We start from the raw sequence: 20,109 nt of genomic DNA on the forward strand, positions 1-20,109 counted from the left end.
GCCAGTTCTGACCCGAGAAGGAAGCGGAGTCGGCGATCGTCTTGAGCTGGCCCTGAAGAGCGGAGATTTCGCTCTGGACCTTGGACTTATCGACACCGTCGGAGGTGGCCGTGGTCAGCTTGGACTTGATCGTGTCGAGCATGTCCTTTGCGGAATTGAGGCCCGTATAGGCCGCGTCGACCGTCGCAGCGCCGATGCCGAGCGAGTCGGAGACGGCGGAAAGAGCATTGTTGTCCGACCGCATGGTGGTCGCGATCGACCAATAAGCTGCGTTGTCCTTGGCTTCCGCGACACGGTAGCCGGTCGAGATACGGCCCTGCGTGGTCTCGAGATCGCCGTTGATCATCTGCAGGCTCTGAAGAGCCGTCATCGCCGAGGTGTTGGTATTGATGCTGGTCATAGTGAGCGTCCCATACGCTTGGAAGAAAGGGACAGTCCGGATCGGCCGGGATAGCAAAACGGCATCATGCCTGGGATCAGTTGTTTCGATCACTTCGCTATGACCACGAAGTTAGGCTTGCCGTGCTACTGTTCACTTAAAAGGCATGTTTAACAAAGTATTTATATAGCTTTGCGTGACTTGTACTAAACAAAACGTGTCTTTGGTGCTGCCGCCGACGGTGTTGTCGACTTGGCTGGATTGGGTCTCGTCGCCTTTTCAAGAGTGTGGGGCACGGCTTTGGCTGTCTGCTGCATCGGGCAGCCGGGTCTCCGAAACGCGAAAAAGGCCGCCCGGAGGCGACCTTTTGCCTTACTGTCGAGGAAAGGATCTGTTCGATATCAGCCCTGGAAGAGCTGCATGATAGCCTGCGAGGAGTTGTTGGCGATCGAGAGCGCCTGAACGCCAAGCTGCTGCTGGGTCTGCAAAGCCTTCAGCTTCGTCGACTCTTCGGTCATGTCGGCATCGACGAGGGTGCCGACACCCTTATCGATGGTGTCCATGAGCTTGGAGACGAACTCCTGCTGCATCTCGATGCGGTTCTGAATGGCACCCAGTGTTGATGCTGCAGTCGTGACCTCCGAGAGCGCTTTATCCACGACCTGTATAAAGTTGCTGATCTGGGAGGCGGTGGCGCTCGTGATGTCGATCGTCGCGACCGATGCAACAGTCGTTGCAACATTCGCCGTCGGCGTTGCCGGAACCGTGTCAAGGCCGAGGATGGTCAGGTCCGGTGCCGTTGCCGAGCCCGAAGTTGCGGGGGTGCCGATTTCGAAAGAGTCGGTAGACGAGAATTTCACCATACCAGACGCATCGATGTCGACGTCAATTCCCGTAATGTCGGCATCCTTGAAAGCCTGCTCGAGGACGGCCGTCAGGTCGGCTTCCGACCTGATTGTACCAGACAAGTCTGCGCCCGCGACCGAACCTGTGGTCTTAAGACCGGCATCCTTCAGGGTCTGAGCCGTAATCTCGACCGTCTGTGCGGCTGCACCATTCTGCTTGACGGAGAAGGTGACCTTATCGTTTTCCGCAAGGTTGAAGGTCTGGTTGTCCGTCGACGTCGCAACCGTCGTCGCAGCAGTCGCCGTCGTGGTGTACTTTTTAAGCGTGATGCTCTTGTTGATGATACCCGTATTCACGCCAGCGCCGTCATCGGAGTAAAGACGCAGATTGGTGATATCGACCGGGATCGAGCCGACAGTCAGGGATCCACCCGAATCGCGTGAAAGCGAAGAGACGATTTCTTTGCTCATCGCCGTGGATGAACCTGTCGACAGCCAGTTCTGACCCGAGAAGGACGCGGTATCGGCAATCGTCTTCAACTGCCCCTGCAAGGCCTTGATCTCGTCCTGCACCTTCGACTTGTCGACACCATCGGCGGAGCCGGCCGTCAGCTTGGCCTTGATCTCGTCGAGCACGTCTTTAGCGGAGGAGAGGCCGGTATAAGCCGTATCAACGGTTGCCTGGCCGATGCCGAGCGAGTCGTAGACGGCGGACATGGCGCTGTTGTCGGAGCGCATTCCGGTCGCGATGGACCAGTAGGCGGCATTGTCCTTGGCTTCTGCGACACGGTAACCGGTCGAAATGCGGTTCTGCGTGTCTTCCATCATCCGGTTCGTGTTCTGCAGGGTCTGCAGAGCGGTCATAGCCGCGACGTTGGTATTGATGCTGGTCATAAGAGTCTTGCCCTGAACTTCGAGCGCCCCTCATGGGCATTTTAGGAGTGTGAACCGTGGCTTCATGCAACGTCTCGTTCGAAGCAATTGATAGGTTGTTAGGGTTAACGATCGGTTTCCCGGATCGTAAGATTTGCGTTTCTTCCCGAGACAAAACGAACGCAGGAAAACACCATTTGAATTCGCGCATCTTCCTTGCGGAGGGCGCCGGCGATTGACTCCACCGCCCCGAGGCCTATCAAACCGCGGAACGCGAATTGCGGCTCCGCGCCGCATCCAACAGGCAGAGAGGATCTCATGGACGTTTCGAAGATTTCACGCGGCAAGAACCCGCCGGACGAGGTCAATGTCATCATCGAGGTGCCGGTGGGCGGCGAACCGGTGAAATACGAGCTGGACAAGGAGTCCGGCGCGCTCTTCGTCGACCGCATCCTGTTCACGCCGATGCGCTATCCCGGAAATTACGGCTTCGTGCCGCATACTCTGTCCGACGACGGCGATCCGATCGATGTCCTCGTCCTCAACGATCGTCCGTTCGTGCCGGGCTCCGTTCTGCCCTGCCGTCCGATCGGCGTCCTCGTGATGGAGGACGATGCCGGCCAGGACGAGAAGGTCGTCGCCGTGCCGACCTCGAAGATGACCCGGCAGTACGAGAATGTGAAGACGGCCACCGACATGCCGGAGATTCTGCTCAAGCAGGTCGAGCACTTCTTCGAGCACTACAAGGATCTCGAGCCCGGCAAATGGGTGAAGATCCATAACTGGGGCGATGTCGCGCATGCCCGCAAGATGATCAGCGAAGCCGTCGACCGGTACGAGAACGGCAAAAAGTAAGCGCCAATCCAACGCTTCACCTGACAAAGCCGCCCGGGATCGTTTGATCCCGAGGCGGCTTTTCTTCTGATGGGCGCTGATGTTCCGGCTTCAGACCGATCGCGTTGCTTCTTTCGGACCAGTCACGTCTGCGCTCGCCGGCTCCACCTCTTCCTCCGGCAGAAGCAGCGACAGGAGGATCGCCGAAATTCCCGAAAGTGTAATCGGCGTTGCGAAGACCTGGCGGACGAAGTCGGGCAGTTGCTGGGTCGCGTCGGGGACGAGTGTGACGCCGAGGCCAAGGCCGAACGAGATCGCCATGATATAGACCTTGCGTCGATCGATCTCCTGGGTCGCCAGAATGCGGATGCCGGCCACCGCGATCGTGCCGAAAAGGACGAGGGTGGCACCGCCGAGAACGGGCTTCGGCACCAGCAGGAACACGCTGCCGATCACCGGCAGGAAGCCCAGAACGACCAGGATCGCGGCGGTATAGAGCCCAACGTGACGGCTTGCGACGCCGGTCATCTGGATGACGCCGTTGTTCTGGGAAAACGTTGTGTTGGGGAAGGTGTTGAACACCGCCGCGATGGCGGAATTGATCCCGTCAGCCAGAACGCCGCCCTTGATGCGTTCGAGATAGAGCGGACCCTCGACCGGTTCGCCGGAGATGACGGAATTGGCGGTGAGATCCCCGGTCGTCTCGATGGCGGTGATAAGATAGATGAAGGCGATCGGAAGGAAGAGGCCGAGATCGAAGTCGATACCGTAACGAAAGGGAATCGGCAGCGCGACGATCGGTCCGGTCCCGAAGCGCGAAAAGTCGACTTCGCCCATGAGCGCGGCGATGACGAAGCCGCCGCACAGTCCGAGCATGATCGCCGAAATGCGCACCATCGGGTTCCTCTGGAAGGTGAGGACCAGGATCATCACCACGACGATGAAGCCGAGCAGGAGGTTGATCGGCGCGCCCAGCGCATCGCCCGCATTGGCCCCGCCTGCGAAATCGGTGAAGCCGACCTTGATGAGCGACAGGCCGATCACAGTGATGACGATGCCGGTCACCGTCGGCGTGATGATCTTGCCGAGTTTGCCGATGAACTGTGAGAGCACGATCTCGACAAGACACCCGACGAGGCAGAGCCCGAAAATCATTGCCAGAATATCGTCCGGCCCACCGCCGCGGGCCTTGACCGCGAACCCGGCCGCAAGGATCGCGCCGAGAAAGGCGAAGCTGGTGCCCTGGAGGCTGAGAAGGCCGGAGCCGACCGGCCCGATGCGCCGGCACTGGATGAAGGTCGCAACGCCCGAAACGAAGAGCGACATGGCGATGAGATAGGGGACCTCGGCGCCAAGGCCGAGAACGCCGCCGATGATGAGGCTCGGCGTCACGATGCCGACGATCGCCGCCAGAATATGCTGCATGGCGGCGAGGAACGACGGCCCCGGCGGCGGCCTGTCTTCCAGCGTGTAGATCAGACTGCCGAGGGGAACTGCCTGTTTTTCGCTCATGCCGATTGTCCCGTACCCATGACACCAGACCGGAGAGATTGGGCGCTTCCCGACATGTCTGTGGCTTGGAAGGCCATGATGTCAGGCTGATATCGGACGCGACGCCCTTGCAACTCCGCTAGGGCAGGGAGCGACGGCCGAAGCCGCCGAACCCGTCCCTGACGGGAGAAAAGCATCAAACATGCCAATCGAAGAACGGCAGGCCGGATTAATGCCTGAAATGGCGCATGCCAGTGAGGACCATGGCGACGTCGTGTTCGTCGGCGGCCTCGATCACCTCGTCGTCGCGCATCGAGCCGCCGGGCTGGATGACAGCGCGCGCGCCGGCCTCGATGGCGGAAAGAAGCCCGTCCGCGAACGGGAAGAAGGCGTCGGAGGCAACGACGCAGCCCTTGGTGAGGGGCTCTGAAAGACCTGCGGTTTTCGTCGCGTCGGCGGCCTTGCGGGCGGCGATGCCGGCCGCATCGACACGGCTCATCTGCCCGGCGCCGATCCCCACCGTCGCCAGATCCTTCGCATAGACGATGGTGTTGGACTTCACATGCTTGGCGACCCGGAAGGCGAAGCGGAGATCGGCCAGTTCACTTTCCGAAGGCGCGCGCTTCGTCACGACCTTCAGATCGAGATCGTCGACGACGCCCGCATCGCGCGACTGGACAAGAAGCCCGCCCGCCACGGATTTGACGAAGCGACCCCTGGCGCGCGGGTCCGGCAGACCGCCGGTGAGGAGAAGGCGCAGGTTCTTCTTTGCCTTGACGATCTCGATCGCCTCGTCGTCCGCCTCGGGTGCGATGATGACCTCGGTAAAGACCTCGGTGATCTCCCTGGCGCTCGCCGCATCCAGCCGGGCGTTGAGCGCGACGATGCCGCCGAAGGCCGAGACGGGATCGCAGCGCAGCGCCATGCGATAGGCCTCGCTCAACGTCTCACCCTCCGCGACGCCGCAAGGATTGGCGTGCTTGATGATCGCGACGGCCCGGGTGCGGGCCGGATCGAACTCGGCCACCAGCTCGAAGGCGGCATCGGTGTCGTTGATATTGTTGTAGGACAGCGCCTTGCCCTGCACCTGCCGCGCCGTTGCAACGCCCGGCCGGTCCTCGCCCGTGCGGTAGAAGGCGGCGTCCTGATGGGGGTTTTCACCGTAACGAAGGGACTCGGCCAGCTCGCCCGCAATGGAGAGGCGGCGCGGGGTTGCGTCCCCCGTCTGTTGGGAAAACCAGCCGGAGACGGCTGCGTCGTAGGCGGCGGTGCGGGCAAAGGCCCGACCGGCCATCATACGGCGAAGGGCAAGCGTCGTCTCGCCGGCATTGGTGCGCAGCTCGTCGAGAAGGGCGGGATAATCGGATGGATCGACGACGACCGTCACATAGCCGTGGTTCTTCGCCCCGGCGCGGATCATGGCCGGACCGCCGATATCGATGTTCTCCACCTGTGTCGCCGCATCCGCGCCGCTCTTCAGGGTCTCCTCGAAGGGATAGAGATTGACGACCAGAAGATCGATCGGCTGGATGCCATGGGTGCTCATCGCATCCGCGTGGGCTGCGTCGTCTCGGATCGCCAGGAGACCGCCATGGACGCCGGGATGCAGGGTCTTCACCCGGCCGTCCATCACTTCGGGAAAGCCGGTGAGATCGGAAACGTCCCGGACGGTAAGGCCGGCATCGGCGAGGGCCTTGCGCGTGCCGCCCGTGGAGACGAGCTCGACGCCCATATTCGCAAGTTCCGATGCGAATTCGACGAGACCCGTCTTGTCCGAGACCGAGATCAGCGCGCGCTTGACCTTGACGCGGTCCGGGAGGGGCGTGGCATTGGCTTTGACGGACATGGGGCGGCACTCATCGATCTGTTACGGCGGGAAACTGACGCCGTGATAGGATCGATCCGAGCTTGCTGCAATGCCGAAACGGTCTATCGGCCCGCCGCGTCCGGGCAAGGCGGATTTTCGCAGCTTTGCGAGGGTAAGGGTTCGCCGCGTGCCGCCGCACTCTTGGCTTCGAGATCGTCGAGCGTTTTGGGCAAAACGCCGACGGCATTCGTCATGCCGCCGCAGGCAGAGAGCGTGGCAAGCGCCAGGGCGAATGACGCAGCGGCGAGAGCCACGCTGCAAGATCTGCGTTCGTTCATCGAATCAGCCCGCCCTTTTCACACGCGCCGCGAAGAAGCCGTCGACGCCGCCGATCTCCGACAGCATGTCGGGTGTCGTTCGTAGATCGCCTTCGGTGGTGACCGCGTCCTCGAAGCCGGGAAGGCTGCCCGGCTCGATGGGCTGGCGTTCGAAATCGCTCCGCTCGGAAAGGAAGGTGGCAATGAGATCTTCGCCTTCCTTGGGGTCGATCGAGCAATTGGAAAAGACCAGCGTACCACCGGGCGCGACGTGATCCGCGGCAGCGTCGAGAAGCTTCCTTTGCACCTCCGCCAGCCGCCGCACATCGTCGAGCGATTTGGTGTAGCCGACATCGGGATGACGGCGCAGGGTGCCGGTGGACGAGCAGGGCGCGTCGAGGAGAACGGCATCGAAGACCCGTTCGCCGAGGGTTTCCTGGAACGGTCCGATGAGCGTTTCCGCATCGATGGCAAGCCGCGTCAGGTTCGCGCCCAAGCGCTTGGCGCGGGATCTGGAGGCTTCGCAGGCCGTGACCGTCGCACCCGCCAGGGCAAGCTGCGCGGTCTTGCCGCCGGGGGCTGCACAGAGATCGGCAGCGGTCCGGCCCTGAAGATCGCCGAAGAGGCGTACGGGGAGGGCGGCCGAGGCGTCCTGGACCCACCATGCGCCGTCGGTAAATCCTTCAAGAGTGGCGATACTTCCTTGCGTTTCCGCATCGAGGCGGATCGAAGGCCCCGAGATCACGCGCCCGCCAAGCCGTTCGGACCATCCCTCCGGATCGCTCTTCACCGTCAGGTCGATAGGAGCGGGCGTGCGGTGCGCCAGGGCAATCGCCTCGGCGCGCGGCGCGCCATAGGCCGCAACGAGCCTTTCGAAGAGCCAGGGCGGGCAGTCGATCACGGGGGCGGTCGTCACCTCCGCGCCGGCAAGCTCGCGGGTCATTCGCCGCAGGACCGCGTTGACGACGCCCTTGAAGCGCCTGGTGCGCGGGTCGGCTTCGGCGGCCGTGACCGCGAGATCGACGGCGGCGGAGTCCGGGACATCGAGAAAGCGGATCTGCGCTGCCGCCACATGCAGGAGATGGTTGAGCGCCGTCGCATTGCCCGGCAATGGGCGATCGAGCCGCGCCGCGATCTCTTCGCTCAGCGTGCCGCGAAAGCGCAGGGCGGTCAGAAGGATCGCCTTCACCAACCCCTGATCGCGGCCCTCAAGCTGGCGCAGATGGGGATGACCGTGATCGGGATCGGTCAGGCCATCGAGGGATGTCTGCTGCTCGATGACCGCACCGAGCAGCTTGGTCGCGACCTGACGGGCCTTCAGGCCGGGCTTGTCGATGGATGCCGCCTGCTCGGACTTCGGTCTGCCGACTGCGGGTGAGGAAGGTTCGCCGCGCCGTGCGCGAGCCCGCTCCTTGCGAAGCTGCGGCGAGACGGGCGCATCGTTCACGCCGCTCAACCCCAAGGCCCCCGACGCATGTCGGAGCCGCGGCGCCAGCTTTCGGCCGCGTGGCTGCGATAGCCCGTGTCCGGAAGCGGGCTTCGGCCACTCTCTCGCCCGCGCGTCGGCTCATGGGCGACAAAGTCGGTGCTGCCCTCGACCCGCATCTCCCGCAACAGGGCGATCCGTTCGTTGATATCGGGATGGGTCGAGAAAAGGCCGGCCATCTTGTTCCCTGAAAGCGGATTGATGATGAACATATGCGCGGTCGCCGGATTGCGCTCTGCGGTCTCGTTCGGAATGCGACCTGACGCTTTTGCGATCTTTTCGAGTGCGGAAGCAAGCCAGCCGGGCTGGCCGCAGATTTCGGCGCCGCGCCGATCGGCCGAATATTCGCGGGTTCGCGACACGGCTGTCTGCACGAGCATTGCGGCAAGCGGGGCCACGATGACGGCGGCCAGCATGCCGACGATGCCGAGCGGATTGTTGCGATTGCCGCCGAAGAACATGCCGAAATTGGCAAGCATGGAGATCGCGCCCGCGATCGTCGCGGTGATCGTCATGGTCAGGGTGTCGCGGTTCTGCACATGGGCAAGCTCGTGCGCCATGACGCCGGCAACCTCTTCGTGGGACAACTGGTTGAGAAGCCCGGTGGTGGCCGCGACAGCCGCATTGTCCGGATTGCGCCCGGTTGCGAAGGCGTTCGGCTGGGGATTGTCGATGACATAGATCTTCGGCATGGGCAGGCCCGCCCGCTGGGCAAGGCTCGCGACGATCGAATAGAATTCCGGCGCGGACCGCTCGTCGACCTCCTTCGCGCGGTGCATCTTCAGCACCATCTTGTCGGCGTTCCAATAGGCAAAGAGATTCATGCCCGCGGCGATTACGAGCGCGATCATCATGCCCGCGCGCCCGCCGATGAGAAGGCCGAGGCCCATGAAGAGGGCGGTGAGCGCGGCAATCAGAGCGGCTGTCTTGAGCATGTTCATGGAAATCCACGCTTTTCAGATGCTGGGCGAGCGCAGGAGCCCTGCGTCTCTGGTCAGGTAAAAGATGGTCCGCGTCAGCGCACCGTTCAAGTTTAAAGCCCGTGCGCGCCTCGCCGATGAATTTCCGGTCTTTCGACCTGGCGCGCAACCGGATCGCCTCCTTGCGGATTGCCAACAAGGACATGGAAAAAAGGGAACCATATCATGGCGCAGTATCGCAGGCTGACCGGGGAGCCCGAAGAGGGTGAAATCGTCGTTCGTATCATCAAGGAGGGAGATGCACGAAAGGCGTTCATCACGAATATCGAGAATACGGGCGATCCAGCCGAGCCTTCGGTCTTCCCGCCAGAAGAGATGTCGCCGGAAGAGGCGTTCCGGATTGTTGAAAACAAGCGTGATATGATCGGCGATGCGGAGGTCCGTGTCATGCTTGAAGCCGGTATCGAATGGGATCCTGCCTGGGGCGAACTCGTCGAATGACGGCATTCGCAGGCGAGCCGGATTTGGTTTGTCAGGTGCGTTCCTTACATTAAGGGCGAAACCGAACCCTGGACTGAGCGGACGATCCTTCTCATGGTGGACCACCCTACGGACGACATTCTCGGCGCGATGAAGGTCTCGACGGAGACGAACGTCAAAAAGCTCTCCCCGGCGGCCAAGCGCGCGTTGGCCGAAGCCGAAGAGCGGCGGCGATCCAGGGAAGCGTTCAAGGTCGATCCGGACAGCCTGCCGACGGAGATCGACGGGCGAAAATCGGGCGTGGAGCCCGTTCGCTACGGCGATTGGGAGAAAGACGGCATCGTCAGCGATTTCTGATCGCCGGGAGGCGCTCGCTCCCGAGGCTTCATATCTCGCTGTTGCCGCCTGTTGCCGCGTCCCGCGCCCGTTCGCGCTATGCGCCCTTTCTGGTGTGGAGAGACGTTTCTCGCACCCACTTCCGGGCAAGGTCTTCGTGCGCAGCATGCAGACCGGTTGTTGAAAGCGGCGCGTCCAAGTGATTGCCCGCGCCATCCACGCGACGGCTTCGCTCTTGCGAATTTGACCGCATAGCGTGTGTGCAAATTATCCTGATTCGACAGGCCTGCCGACGCCGCTCTCGGCCTTGAAAAGACTCTTTCCCGGTTCGTGTGATCGGGGTGCGATGACTGGCTTGTTTTTGCCCGCTCACGCGTGAAACCCGTTGGCGGACGGAGTTTGTCCCCTCGGCCGCCATTCTCGGCCTGCGTTCCGAAAATGGCGATAATGCTAAAGTTTCAAAGACCTGATGTGCAGCCTTGGATTTTCGCGATAGAGCCCGAGAATGAGGAAACGCGGATTGATGCTTTACTCGCGACAACGGCAGAACCTCGGAGCGGCCACCGTGTCGCGCCTATTCTGGTCGCGTCAATCTGATGCCCGGGATTTCGAAGCGAATTTTCCCAATCCACTCTTCAAAAACGATTTTTTAGGAATTATATCCATATCGTATGCAGGTATCTCCTGCAGGAAAGGTGGTTCTTTTCGTGGCAAATTCGCTTAAGGGTTGTGTCGGTGCTTTGGCGGCTGGGGTGTTCGCCCTCGGATGCGTCTTTCCGTCGGCAATCGCCTTTGCGGAGGAGCCGCCCAGATCGATCGACGGGCCGGTATCCGCCCGTGTGGTCAAAGTCCGCGACGGCGATACGATCGAGGTGCAGGCTTTCATCTGGCCGATGCAGTCGGTCCATGTGGCGGTTCGCTTGAAGGGAATCGACGCACCGGAAAAGCGCGGTTCCTGCGCCGCCGAGAAACAGGCGGCCGCCATGGCCACGGCGCGGCTCGAGGAGATCGTCGCATCCGGCGAGATCACCCTGACGGAGATCAAGGGCGACAAATATTTCGGCCGCGTCCTCGCGAAGGTCGCGACCGAGACCGAGCCCGATGTCGCCAAGCGGCTGCTCGATGACCGGCTTGTCGTCGAATATGGAGGCGATGCCCGGCGCGACTGGTGCACCGAGCTTTCGGTTGCACCAAGGCCGTCACCCTCCCCGCGAAGCTGACACAGGCTGGCGTGGTCTACTTGTTGTCCGCGTCCGGCACCGGCACGTTGAACCCGTTCAGCGTCATCGAGACGAGGCAGTAGAGCCCGACAAGATAGATCAGCTCGTGCGCGCCCTTTTGCCCGAAGGTCTTGACCGCCCGGTCGTAGGTCGGGCGCGGGAGAACCGAACCGGTGACGAGCGCATAGGCGACATCGTAGGCAACCTCTTCCTCGCCTTCCATTCCGGTCGGTTTCACGCCGGCAACGAGGGTCGAGATGGTCTCTTCGTCGATACCCTTGTCTTCGGCAACCGCATCATGAGCATAGATCTCGTAGGCCGAGTTGAAATGCGCGCCGGTGACGAGAATCGCGATCTCGCGCGCCTTGGGTGGCAGCGTTGCTTCCATGGCCATGATCTTCGTCAGATCCCAGATGGCCTTGCCGATTTTCGGCTCGTGCAGCCAGGGGTTCCACGGCCCCATGAGCGCGCCGTTCTCGGCGATCGCAGTAAAGACGTTGAACTTGCTGTCGATCCCCTGCTTCATATCCTCATAGAGGGGCTTTTGTTCTTCGGTCAGTTGGTCGGGTTCGATCAGTGGCAGGCGCATGACGATGTGGCTTTCCTGATTGGATGGGTTGTAAAGCGATAACGAACACAAAAGCCGATGGATGCGTGCAGTGCAGCAACATGGCGAATCGGTAATCAAGACGCCCATGAGCCTCGGCAGGCGTAGGAACAAAAGCGGGAACGGCTATGTCTGTGGCACGTGATATCGGTTCATCGAATGGCGACGAGGCCCGGCTGAAGGGGATCGTCCGCCATGTGATCCAGGTGATGAAGCCGGGGTTTGCCATCGAACTCTGGGATGGCGAGCGGATCGGCCCCGACGAAGGTCCGGTCGTGGTCCTGTCCGATCCGGCAGGGCTTGCCCGGCTCGTCATGCGTCCCTCGATCGGCCGGGTGGTCGCGCTCTGGATGGACAAGAGCATCGACTTCAAGAACGGCACGATCTTCGACCTCGCCGGCAAACGCTCCGAAACCCGGACGAAGGATGCGCTGAAGCAGATCGAGAAGGGCCGCATCGCCAAGGCACTTCCGGCGCTGTGGCGCCTGTCGCGTAAAGCGGGCGTTGAGGAAAAGGACGGTGCTGGCTCGGGCCGCAGCGGCTCCTCGAAGGAAGCGATCCAGTATCACTACGACGTCGGAAACGACTTCTACCGGCTCTTTCTCGATGAACGCATGCTTTATTCCTGCGCCTATTTCGACGGCTGGCACGAGGATATCGGCAAGGCGCAGGAGGACAAGCTCGACATGATCTGCCGCAAGCTGCGGCTGAAGGAGGGTGAGCGGTTTCTCGATATCGGCTGCGGCTGGGGCGCGCTTTTGATTCACGCCGCCTCGCGCTACGGGGTGAGCGGGCAGGGCGTGACGCTGAGCCAGGAGCAGTTCGATCTCGCCACCGCGCGGGTGCGCGAAGCCGGCCTCGAAGACAAGATCACCATCGAGCTGAAGCCGTTCCAGGAGCTGACCGGCACCTTCGACAAAGTCGCCTCGATCGGCATGTATGAACATGTCGGCTTCAAGAACCACGACGACTACTTCTCGGCCGTCCGCAAGCTCTTGCGGGCGAAGGGGCTCTATCTTCACCACGCCATCACGCGGCCGGCGAAAAAGACGGAAAAAGCCTTCCACAAGGGCACGCCCGAATACCGGGCGATCACCCGCTACATCTTTCCCGGCGCCGAGCTCGACCATATCGGCCATTCGACGCGTATGCTGGAAAAGCATCGCTTTGAGGTCCACGACATCGAGGACTGGCGTGAGCACTACGCGCTCACATGCAAGCTCTGGCACGACCGCCTGCTCGCAAGGTTCGATGAAGCTTGCGAGCTTGCCGGCGAGCGCAAGGCGCGCCTCTGGCTGCTTTACCTTGCCGGCTGTTCCCTCGGCTTCACGCGCGGCGGCATTCTCATCTACCAGACGCTTTCATCGAAGCGCGGCAAGGGGCCGAGCGAACTGCCCCCGACCCGGCGCGACCTTTATGAGGGCTGAGAACCCGGGTTGATGCTACCGGTCGTCGGCAGGTCTTGCCGCTTGCCTCGGCGGGATACCCGCCTTGGCCTCCTTCCGGCAGCGCTGGGAGCAGAATTTGACCTCCTCCCAGTTCTTCTCCCACTTCTTGCGCCAGACCATCGGCTTGCCGCACTGGACACAGATCTTGACGGGGAGTTCGGATTTGGCGCTCATTGGAGCGATATGGGTCTCGCCGGCGCATCAGCCAGCTGCTTGTTGCGCCCCGCCCGGATGCCTAGCTTAACCGGGCCTTTCTCAACCCTCATCTCGGAATGCGCCCATGATCTTAACGAGCGCCGGCCTCGCTTTTTCGGATATCTTTTCACAGCCCTTTCGCGCGGCGCTGTGGAAGATGCTGGGCCTTGCCGCCGTCGTCCTGATCGCGCTCTGGTTTCTGATCAGCGTGGTCTTCGAGAGCGTCGCACTGCCGTTCCTCGTCAATCTCCTGCCGGACCTTCCGCACTGGGTCGATCAGGCCGGCACGGTGGCCTCATGGGCGCTCGGGCTGATGCTGGCGGTGCTTCTCGCCTTCCTGATCGGACCGATCAGCGCAATCATCGCCGGCCTCTTCCTCGACGATGTCGCGGAGGTGGTGGAGACCCAGTCCTATCCGGGTTCGCCGAACGGGCGGGCGATGCCGCTCGTGCCGGGCATGATCCTGTCCATCAAGTTCTTCGGCGTCGTGATCCTCGGCAATCTTCTGGCGTTGACCCTTCTTCTCGTTCCCGGGATCAATCTCGTCGCCTTCTTCCTCGTCAACGGCTACCTGCTGGGGCGGGAATATTTCGAATTCGCCGCGATGCGCTACCGGATGGGCGAGGATGCACGCGCCTTGCGCCAGCGGCACAGTTCGACGGTGTTTTTCGCCGGGCTCGTGATCGCAGCCTTCCTCAGCGTGCCGATCCTCAACGTTCTGACCCCGCTGTTTGCGGCCTCCTTCATGGTGCATCTGCACCAGCGCCTGTCCGCGAAACACGGGGCCCTGCCGGACCCACAGCAGAGCTTTCAGGAACGGCTCGCGGGGGACGAGGGGCGCGAGCGCGTGAGCCGCTGAGCGCCTTCAGCGCGTTTTTTCTCTTTCAAAAGAGCGCTACTGCGCCTATTGCGGCGTCCATTGCCGATTTTTTCGCGGGGGACATCCGCCGCATCGCCGCCCGGCGCTGCGTTAACAGGGGTCCCGCGCAACGAGACCTTTGATGGAGTGGACATGCCCGCCAACGAAAAGACCGTCGCCTGGACCGGGGACCTGCAAAAGGACGGGCTGGACATCCTTACCCGCGGCGGCGGCATGATCGTGTCGCCGACCAAGGTCGGTTACATCATCATGGTTTCCGACAAGGCCGGTCTCGAACGCAAGTTCGACGCCAAGGTGCGCAAGCGCAACAAGCCGGGCGTCGTGCTCTGCGGATCGATGGACGAACTGAAGACCCTCGCCGAGATGACGCCGGAGATCGAGGCCTTCTATCAGGCCCATTGGGACCGGAACATTCTTCTCGGCTGCATCCTGCCGTGGAAGAAGGAGGCGATCGCCAAGATCCCCGATGACGGATCGAAGGATTTCGTCATGGATGGCCGCGAGACAAGCTGCTTCGTCATCCGCTTCGGCACGCCCTCGGAACAGCTCGCCGAAGCGCTGTGGCGCGACCATGGCAAGCTCGCCTTCGCCTCCTCGGCCAATCCGTCCGGCAAGGGCAATCGCGGCCTCGTCGAAGGCATCGGCGATCGCATCGAGGCGGAAGCCGATCTCATCATCTCGGCAAACGACTATGTCGCCTCGATCCAGCCGGACAAGGACGAGGGCTCGCGCTACGAACAGGGCGTGATGGTCTCGATGGTGGACGAGAAGGGCACGCTGATCCCCGAGCAGAAGGGCGAACGCATGGTTTCGCCGGCGCCGATCCTCATCCGCAAGGGTCTCGACAACGAGAAGATCATGGCGCTTTTGTCCGAGCATTTCCTCAGCTGGGACTATCGTCACGGCCAGTATTACTGAGGCGAGCGCTGGCGGAGGGGCGGCTATCCACCGAAACCGGCGGGATACCCTCTGGCCTCTCCATACGTCATCCTCGGGCTCCGTCCCGAGGATCCAGGCGATGGTAGCGTGATCGACGGTGCAACCGGCGCCGATAAGGAATATATCCGTTGAGTCCAAGCTGAATCCTCGGGACGGAGCCCGAGGATGACGGCGCGATCATGCGGCACATGACGCCGCGTGCGAAAGGAACCGGGGCTTCGCCATGCCAAAAACCCTCTACGACAAGATCTGGGATGCACACGTCGTCGCGAGTCAGGCGAACGGCCTGACGATCCTCTACATCGACCAGCATTTCATCATCGAGGTGACCAGCCCGCAGGCCTTCGAGGGCCTTCGCGATGCCGGCCGGCCGGTGCGCCGCGTTGAGGCGACCCTTGGCGTCGCCGACCACAATGTCCCGACCTTTCCCGGCCGCCGCGACGATCTTGCCGAACCGGATTCGCGCGAGCAGCTGCGGCTGATGGCCGAGAACACCAAGGAATTCGGCGTCGCCTATTTCGGCCAGACCGATCGGCGGCAGGGTATCGTCCATGTGATCGGCCCGGAGCAGGGATTGACCCAGCCCGGCATGACGATCGTTTGCGGCGACAGTCATACCGCAACCCATGGCGCGTTCGGCGCACTCGCCTTCGGCATCGGCACATCCGAGGTCGAGCACGTGCTGGCGACCCAGACGCTTCTGACCAAGCGCTCCAGGAACATGCGGATTTCCGTCTCCGGCACGCTGCCATTCGGCGTGACGGCGAAGGATCTGATGCTGACGACGATCGGCAGGATCGGCACGGCCGGCGGCACCGGGCATGTGGTGGAATATGCCGGCGAGGCGATGCGCGCGCTCTCCATGGAGGGGCGCATGACCATCTCCAACATGTCGATCGAGGCCGGTGCGCGGGCAGGGCTCTTTGCGCCGGACGAGACGACCTTTGCCTATATCAAGGGTAAGCCGGGCGCGCCGAAGGGCGAATACTGGCAAAAGGCCGTCGATTACTGGTCGACGCTGTCAAGCGACGAGGGCGCGAGTTACGACCGCGAGATCGAATTCGACGGCGCGGACGTGCAGCCCATGGTGACCTGGGGCACGAGCCCGGAAGACGTGATCCCGGTTTCAGGCACCGTGCCGAACCCGGATGCGGCCGCCAACGAAAAGAAACGTCAGGCGATCGAGGCCGCGCTCGATTATATGGGTCTGAGGCCCGGCCAGCCGATCGGCGAGGTTCCGCTGGACCGGATCTTCATCGGCTCCTGCACCAATAGCCGGATCGAGGATCTGCGGGCTGCGGCGGCCGTCGTATCCGGGCACAGGGTCGCCGAGAACATTACCTCGGCCATGGTCGTTCCGGGTTCTGGCCTCGTCAAGGCGCAGGCCGAACAGGAAGGCCTCGACAGGATCTTCATCGAGGCCGGTTTCGACTGGCGCGAGCCGGGCTGCTCCATGTGCCTCGGCATGAATGCCGACAGGCTTGCTCCCGGCGAGCGCTGCGCGTCCACCTCGAACCGTAATTTCGTCGGTCGGCAGGGACCGGGTGGGCGCACCCATCTCGCGAGCCCGTCGATGACGGCCGCGGCCGCGATCGCGGGCCGATTCGTCGATGTGCGCAGCTGGAATAAAGGCCGCTGAACCATGGAAAAGTTTGTCTCCGTCACCGGGTTCGCCGCGCCGATCCCCATCAACAATGTCGATACAGACATGATTACGCCGAAACAGGTGCTGAAGGCCGTCACCAAGAAGGGGCTCGCCTGGTCGCTGTTTCAGGAGCACCGCTTCAAGGCGGACGGATCGGAAAACCCGGATTTCGTGCTCAATCAGGAGCCGTGGCGCAACGCGAAGATCATCGTCAGCCTCGAGAACTGGGGCTGCGGATCCTCGCGCGAGCACAGCCCATGGGCGATGTATGATTTCGGTATCCGCGCGGTGATCGCGATTTCCTACGCCGACATCCACTATAACAACTGCTTCAAGAACGGCATCCTGCCGGTCACCCTGTCGCCGGACGAGGTGGATGTCGTGATGGAAGCTGCACGGCGCGGCGAAGAGATCACCGTCGATCTGGAGGCCTGCGAAGTACGGCTCGCCGACGGGACAGTCTATGCCTTCGAAATCGAGGATTATCGCCGCGACGCTCTTTTGCGCGGTCTTGACGAGATCGGCCAGACGCTGGACCAGGGCGATGCCATTTCAGCCTTCGAGGACAGGCAGCGCAAGGTGACGCCCTGGCTCTATGAACGCGAGCCCATCGGGTAATCTGGTGTCCCGGCTGCGGTTTGGCCGGGCCGACCCGTGAATGCCGCCGGTGCGGCGAACGCCTCATGGACCGTAGGTGGGACGTGCGACCCCGCAAAACGGTCGGGTTTGAAGACCCGCGGTCTGAATTGGCCGAATCGCGCCTCTCATCCGGTCAACAGTGTAAGCGCCGCTAAGACGGCGGCAAGTGTTCGGTCGCAATTGGCTTGAATGTAAGTCTTTATTATCGTTTCGTGTGAGCGTCCTGTTCTTTGTGATATTCCGTGAATTATTACGTGAAGCAGCAAATTAGCGATCGCCAAGCGAAGGGCCACCAACGCTTTCGGAATAGAATCTAGGCGAATATTCCGTTTTATTGAGCCAGTAGCGGTTCCCGTGCTCCCATAACGTTTGTTAATGCTGTCAATTGACGCACAACCTGACGTGAAGCCCCAAAAATTAACCAGTTTTTAAGCGTTCCGAGCGCCAATAGAACCCCGCGATGCCTCCGTTTCCGGAAGGCCTTTGCCAGTCTGGAGGAGCGTTCGTGTTCGATCTCAAAAATCTCAAAGTTGGCCGAAAGATCGGGATTGCTTTCGCCATGGTCTCGATGATCGCGGCAGCGACGATGAGCTTACTTCTTTGGGACAGTCTGCACACGCTTGAAAAAGCCAATGAGAAGGACAGGGCTCTCGAAGTCGCGACGGCAGCGGTCGACGCGCGTTTCAAGCTGGCGCGCCAGGAAAACTCCCTTCGCGGGTTCATGATCACGAAAGATCCGTATTTCGCACAGCGTACCAAAGAGCATTACGATGCGTTCGTGACCTCGATCGGAAAATTGACGTCGCTTGTCGATAGTCAGGCGGCCGCGCGGCTTGAAAAGGCCATGCAGGACATGAACGCCTGGCAGAGCGAGATCGCCGATCCCGTCATCCGCCTTGCCGGCAGTGACAACACCTATCCCCGGGCTCTCAAGATCTTCGAATCCGGTAAGGCAGACACCTTCATCGAGCCAATCGAGGAAACGCTCGACGGCTTTCGCGACGAGGCGCGGGCGAGCGTTGCAGCAGCGAGCCTTGCTGAAAATGGTGCTTTGACCTTCATGATCTGGATTGTCGTCATCGGCATGGTCGCGATGCTCGGTGCCGCGATCGTCCTGGCGTTGATCCTGAACAAGGTCATTGCTCGTCGGTTGTCCGCTTTGTCCGCACTCGTTCTAAGACTTGCGAGGGGCGACAAATCCATCGACGTTGCGGGTTTGGAAGGACGGGACGAGATCGGCCAGATGGTGTCCGCAGTCGAGATCTTCAAGCAGCAGGCGATCGAGCGTGATGAGCTCGTGCAGACCGCGGAGGCCGCTGCCGTCAACGAAAGTCAGGCAAAGGAGCGTCAGGCCGAGATCGACAATGCGCGGGCCGAAGACCTCAAGACGTTTATCCGGCTGGTGGAAACAGGGTTCGACCGCCTTTCGGCCGGCGATCTGACCGTGCGTATGGAAACCTCCGTGTCGCAGGAATTCGAACCGATCCGCGCCAAGTTCAATTCGAGCGTCTCTCAGCTAGAGGAGGCGATCGGAACCGTCGTGAACTCGATCTCGGCGATCCGCACCGGTCTGTCCGAAATCACGACCGCCGCCCATGATCTGTCGCAGCGCACCGAACAGCAGGCCGCGAGCCTGGAGCAGACGGTCGCCGCGCTCGGCGATGTTTCCAGCGGTGTGAACGAAACGGCCAACAGTGCCGGTCAGGCCCAGAAGACGGCGACCGGCGCGCTGACAAAGGCCGAGCACGGCGGTGCCATCGTTGCCCGTGCGGTCGACGCCATGAACCGGATCGAAGCGTCCTCCCAGCAGATCAACCAGATTATCGGCGTCATCGACGAGATTGCCTTCCAGACCAGCCTTCTCGCGCTCAATGCGGGTGTCGAGGCGGCACGCGCCGGCGACGCGGGTAAGGGCTTCGCGGTGGTCGCGCAGGAAGTCCGGGGCTTGGCCCAGCGCTCGGCAGAGGCCGCCAAGGAGATAAAGACGCTGATTGCGACCTCTCGAGATCAGGTCGCTCAGGGTGTCGATCTGGTCACCCAGTCCGGCACATCCTTGACGGAGATCGTCGGCGAGGTGACCGCCATGACCGATCTGGTCGGTCAGATCGCGGCATCGGCGCGCGAACAGGCCACCAGCCTCAAGGAAGTCTCTGGTGCTGCCGATCACATGGACAAGGTGACCCAACAGAATGCGGCGATGGTCGAGGAGACCTCCGCAGCTGCCCGCACGCTGTCGAGCGAGACGGACGGGCTGGTCCATGCCGTCGAGCGGTTCCAGACCTCGGCCCAGAGCCGGAGCTGGCAGCCGAAGCGTGACCTTCCGATCAAGGAGCTTTCCGAGCGCGTCCAGAAGGAGTTCAACGCGCCTTCGAAGACCGGCAGGCCTGCTGCGCCGAGCCGGGCCGTCCATTCGCCGAGCAGAACTGTCCAACAGATGAAGACGGTCGGACAGGGTGGAGCAGCCCCGAAAGTCGAGGACGACTGGGAAGAGTTTTGATCACGGCCCAGACGCCGCTTCGAGAAATGGTCACTGGCGTTCGTAAGCGCAAATATTGACCGAAGGCGATGGACCATCAGTCCCGGTCCCGATATCGCAACTTGTGCCGGAGCTTCGGTGTCGAGCTTTTAAGCATAGACCTCACGTAAAGCCCGTCTTCCGCAAGGATGGCGGGCATTTTCGGTTTTAACGCGAGATGCGATCGGTCGAAATGGATGTTTTGCTTCAAGCCCTGGTTGTTCCGGATGATCTCATCCGAAAGGTCATGCAA

At 61.8% G+C, this 20,109-nt stretch carries 19 protein-coding genes; 10 read left to right on the forward strand and 9 right to left on the reverse strand.

Features of this window, described 5'->3' with window-relative positions; genetic code table 11:
- Positions 1-400 (reverse strand): flagellin N-terminal helical domain-containing protein (locus ABDX79_RS15150; protein ID WP_463671183.1); only part of this gene is annotated, 400 nt, incomplete at its 3' end.
- A 380-nt stretch (positions 401-780) separates the two neighbouring features.
- Positions 781-2,118, reverse strand: coding sequence for a flagellin N-terminal helical domain-containing protein (locus ABDX79_RS15155; RefSeq protein WP_346221142.1), 1,338 nt, complete (start codon positions 2,116-2,118; stop codon positions 781-783).
- Between the two features lie 297 nt (positions 2,119-2,415).
- On the opposite strand from ABDX79_RS15155, the gene ppa reads away from it, so the two are divergent.
- Positions 2,416-2,952 (forward strand): inorganic diphosphatase, encoded by a 537-nt coding sequence (gene ppa / locus ABDX79_RS15160; protein ID WP_346221143.1) that lies wholly within the window; start codon positions 2,416-2,418, stop codon positions 2,950-2,952.
- 90 nt (positions 2,953-3,042) lie between these two features.
- Here ppa and ABDX79_RS15165 read toward each other — a convergent pair whose 3' ends face one another.
- From ABDX79_RS15165 to htpX, 5 genes are all read right to left on the reverse strand, one after another.
- Positions 3,043-4,443 carry a nucleobase:cation symporter-2 family protein gene (locus ABDX79_RS15165; protein WP_346221144.1) on the reverse strand — a complete coding sequence of 467 codons (1,401 nt, stop codon included), beginning with the start codon at positions 4,441-4,443 and terminating at the stop codon, positions 3,043-3,045.
- A gap of 208 nt (positions 4,444-4,651) precedes the next feature.
- The gene (gene purH, locus ABDX79_RS15170; RefSeq protein WP_346221145.1) at positions 4,652-6,268 is read right to left on the reverse strand and encodes a bifunctional phosphoribosylaminoimidazolecarboxamide formyltransferase/IMP cyclohydrolase; all 1,617 of its coding nucleotides are present in this window, start codon (positions 6,266-6,268) and stop codon (positions 4,652-4,654) included.
- A gap of 83 nt (positions 6,269-6,351) precedes the next feature.
- Complete coding sequence (locus ABDX79_RS15175) at positions 6,352-6,567, reverse strand: hypothetical protein (RefSeq protein ID WP_346221146.1); 216 nt, start codon at positions 6,565-6,567, stop codon at positions 6,352-6,354.
- Positions 6,568-6,571: 4 nt separating this feature from the next.
- A complete protein-coding gene (locus ABDX79_RS15180) occupies positions 6,572-7,993 on the reverse strand; it encodes an RsmB/NOP family class I SAM-dependent RNA methyltransferase (RefSeq protein ID WP_463671184.1) in 1,422 nt (473 codons plus the stop codon).
- A gap of 5 nt (positions 7,994-7,998) precedes the next feature.
- A complete protein-coding gene (gene htpX / locus ABDX79_RS15185; RefSeq protein ID WP_346221148.1) occupies positions 7,999-8,973 on the reverse strand; it encodes a zinc metalloprotease HtpX in 975 nt (324 codons plus the stop codon).
- A 204-nt stretch (positions 8,974-9,177) separates the two neighbouring features.
- Here htpX and ABDX79_RS15190 point away from each other — a divergent pair, with 204 nt between their 5' ends.
- The 3 genes from ABDX79_RS15190 (at position 9,178) to ABDX79_RS15200 (ending at position 10,988) form a co-directional block, all read left to right on the forward strand.
- Positions 9,178-9,453 carry a hypothetical protein gene (locus tag ABDX79_RS15190; RefSeq protein ID WP_346221149.1) on the forward strand — a complete coding sequence of 92 codons (276 nt, stop codon included), beginning with the start codon at positions 9,178-9,180 and terminating at the stop codon, positions 9,451-9,453.
- Between the two features lie 129 nt (positions 9,454-9,582).
- Positions 9,583-9,789 (forward strand): DUF1674 domain-containing protein, encoded by a 207-nt coding sequence (locus tag ABDX79_RS15195; protein ID WP_346221187.1) that lies wholly within the window; start codon positions 9,583-9,585, stop codon positions 9,787-9,789.
- A 686-nt stretch (positions 9,790-10,475) separates the two neighbouring features.
- Positions 10,476-10,988 carry a thermonuclease family protein gene (locus ABDX79_RS15200; RefSeq protein ID WP_346221150.1) on the forward strand — a complete coding sequence of 171 codons (513 nt, stop codon included), beginning with the start codon at positions 10,476-10,478 and terminating at the stop codon, positions 10,986-10,988.
- A gap of 16 nt (positions 10,989-11,004) precedes the next feature.
- Here ABDX79_RS15200 and ABDX79_RS15205 read toward each other — a convergent pair whose 3' ends face one another.
- The gene (locus ABDX79_RS15205) at positions 11,005-11,577 is read right to left on the reverse strand and encodes a carboxymuconolactone decarboxylase family protein (protein WP_346221151.1); all 573 of its coding nucleotides are present in this window, start codon (positions 11,575-11,577) and stop codon (positions 11,005-11,007) included.
- A gap of 146 nt (positions 11,578-11,723) precedes the next feature.
- On the opposite strand from ABDX79_RS15205, the gene ABDX79_RS15210 reads away from it, so the two are divergent.
- The gene (locus tag ABDX79_RS15210; protein WP_346221152.1) at positions 11,724-13,022 is read left to right on the forward strand and encodes a cyclopropane-fatty-acyl-phospholipid synthase family protein; all 1,299 of its coding nucleotides are present in this window, start codon (positions 11,724-11,726) and stop codon (positions 13,020-13,022) included.
- 15 nt (positions 13,023-13,037) lie between these two features.
- Here the strand turns inward: ABDX79_RS15210 and ABDX79_RS15215 are convergent, their stop codons facing one another.
- Positions 13,038-13,217 carry a DUF2256 domain-containing protein gene (locus ABDX79_RS15215; protein WP_346221153.1) on the reverse strand — a complete coding sequence of 60 codons (180 nt, stop codon included), beginning with the start codon at positions 13,215-13,217 and terminating at the stop codon, positions 13,038-13,040.
- 106 nt (positions 13,218-13,323) lie between these two features.
- Here ABDX79_RS15215 and ABDX79_RS15220 point away from each other — a divergent pair, with 106 nt between their 5' ends.
- The 5 genes from ABDX79_RS15220 to ABDX79_RS15240 all read left to right on the forward strand — a co-directional run bounded on the left by ABDX79_RS15220 (position 13,324) and on the right by ABDX79_RS15240 (position 19,838).
- Positions 13,324-14,097 carry a sulfate transporter family protein gene (locus ABDX79_RS15220; protein WP_346221154.1) on the forward strand — a complete coding sequence of 258 codons (774 nt, stop codon included), beginning with the start codon at positions 13,324-13,326 and terminating at the stop codon, positions 14,095-14,097.
- A 153-nt stretch (positions 14,098-14,250) separates the two neighbouring features.
- Complete coding sequence (locus ABDX79_RS15225; RefSeq protein ID WP_346221155.1) at positions 14,251-15,036, forward strand: L-threonylcarbamoyladenylate synthase; 786 nt, start codon at positions 14,251-14,253, stop codon at positions 15,034-15,036.
- A 244-nt stretch (positions 15,037-15,280) separates the two neighbouring features.
- The gene (gene leuC, locus ABDX79_RS15230; protein ID WP_346221156.1) at positions 15,281-16,696 is read left to right on the forward strand and encodes a 3-isopropylmalate dehydratase large subunit; all 1,416 of its coding nucleotides are present in this window, start codon (positions 15,281-15,283) and stop codon (positions 16,694-16,696) included.
- 3 nt (positions 16,697-16,699) lie between these two features.
- Entirely contained in the window at positions 16,700-17,320 is a 621-nt protein-coding gene (gene leuD / locus ABDX79_RS15235; RefSeq protein WP_346221157.1) for a 3-isopropylmalate dehydratase small subunit, read from the forward strand.
- A 526-nt stretch (positions 17,321-17,846) separates the two neighbouring features.
- The gene (locus tag ABDX79_RS15240; RefSeq protein ID WP_346221158.1) at positions 17,847-19,838 is read left to right on the forward strand and encodes a HAMP domain-containing methyl-accepting chemotaxis protein; all 1,992 of its coding nucleotides are present in this window, start codon (positions 17,847-17,849) and stop codon (positions 19,836-19,838) included.
- Positions 19,839-20,109: the final 271 nt, after the last annotated feature.

This window comes from Fulvimarina fulva, assembly GCF_039652615.1.
Taxonomy (GTDB): domain Bacteria; phylum Pseudomonadota; class Alphaproteobacteria; order Rhizobiales; family Rhizobiaceae; genus Fulvimarina.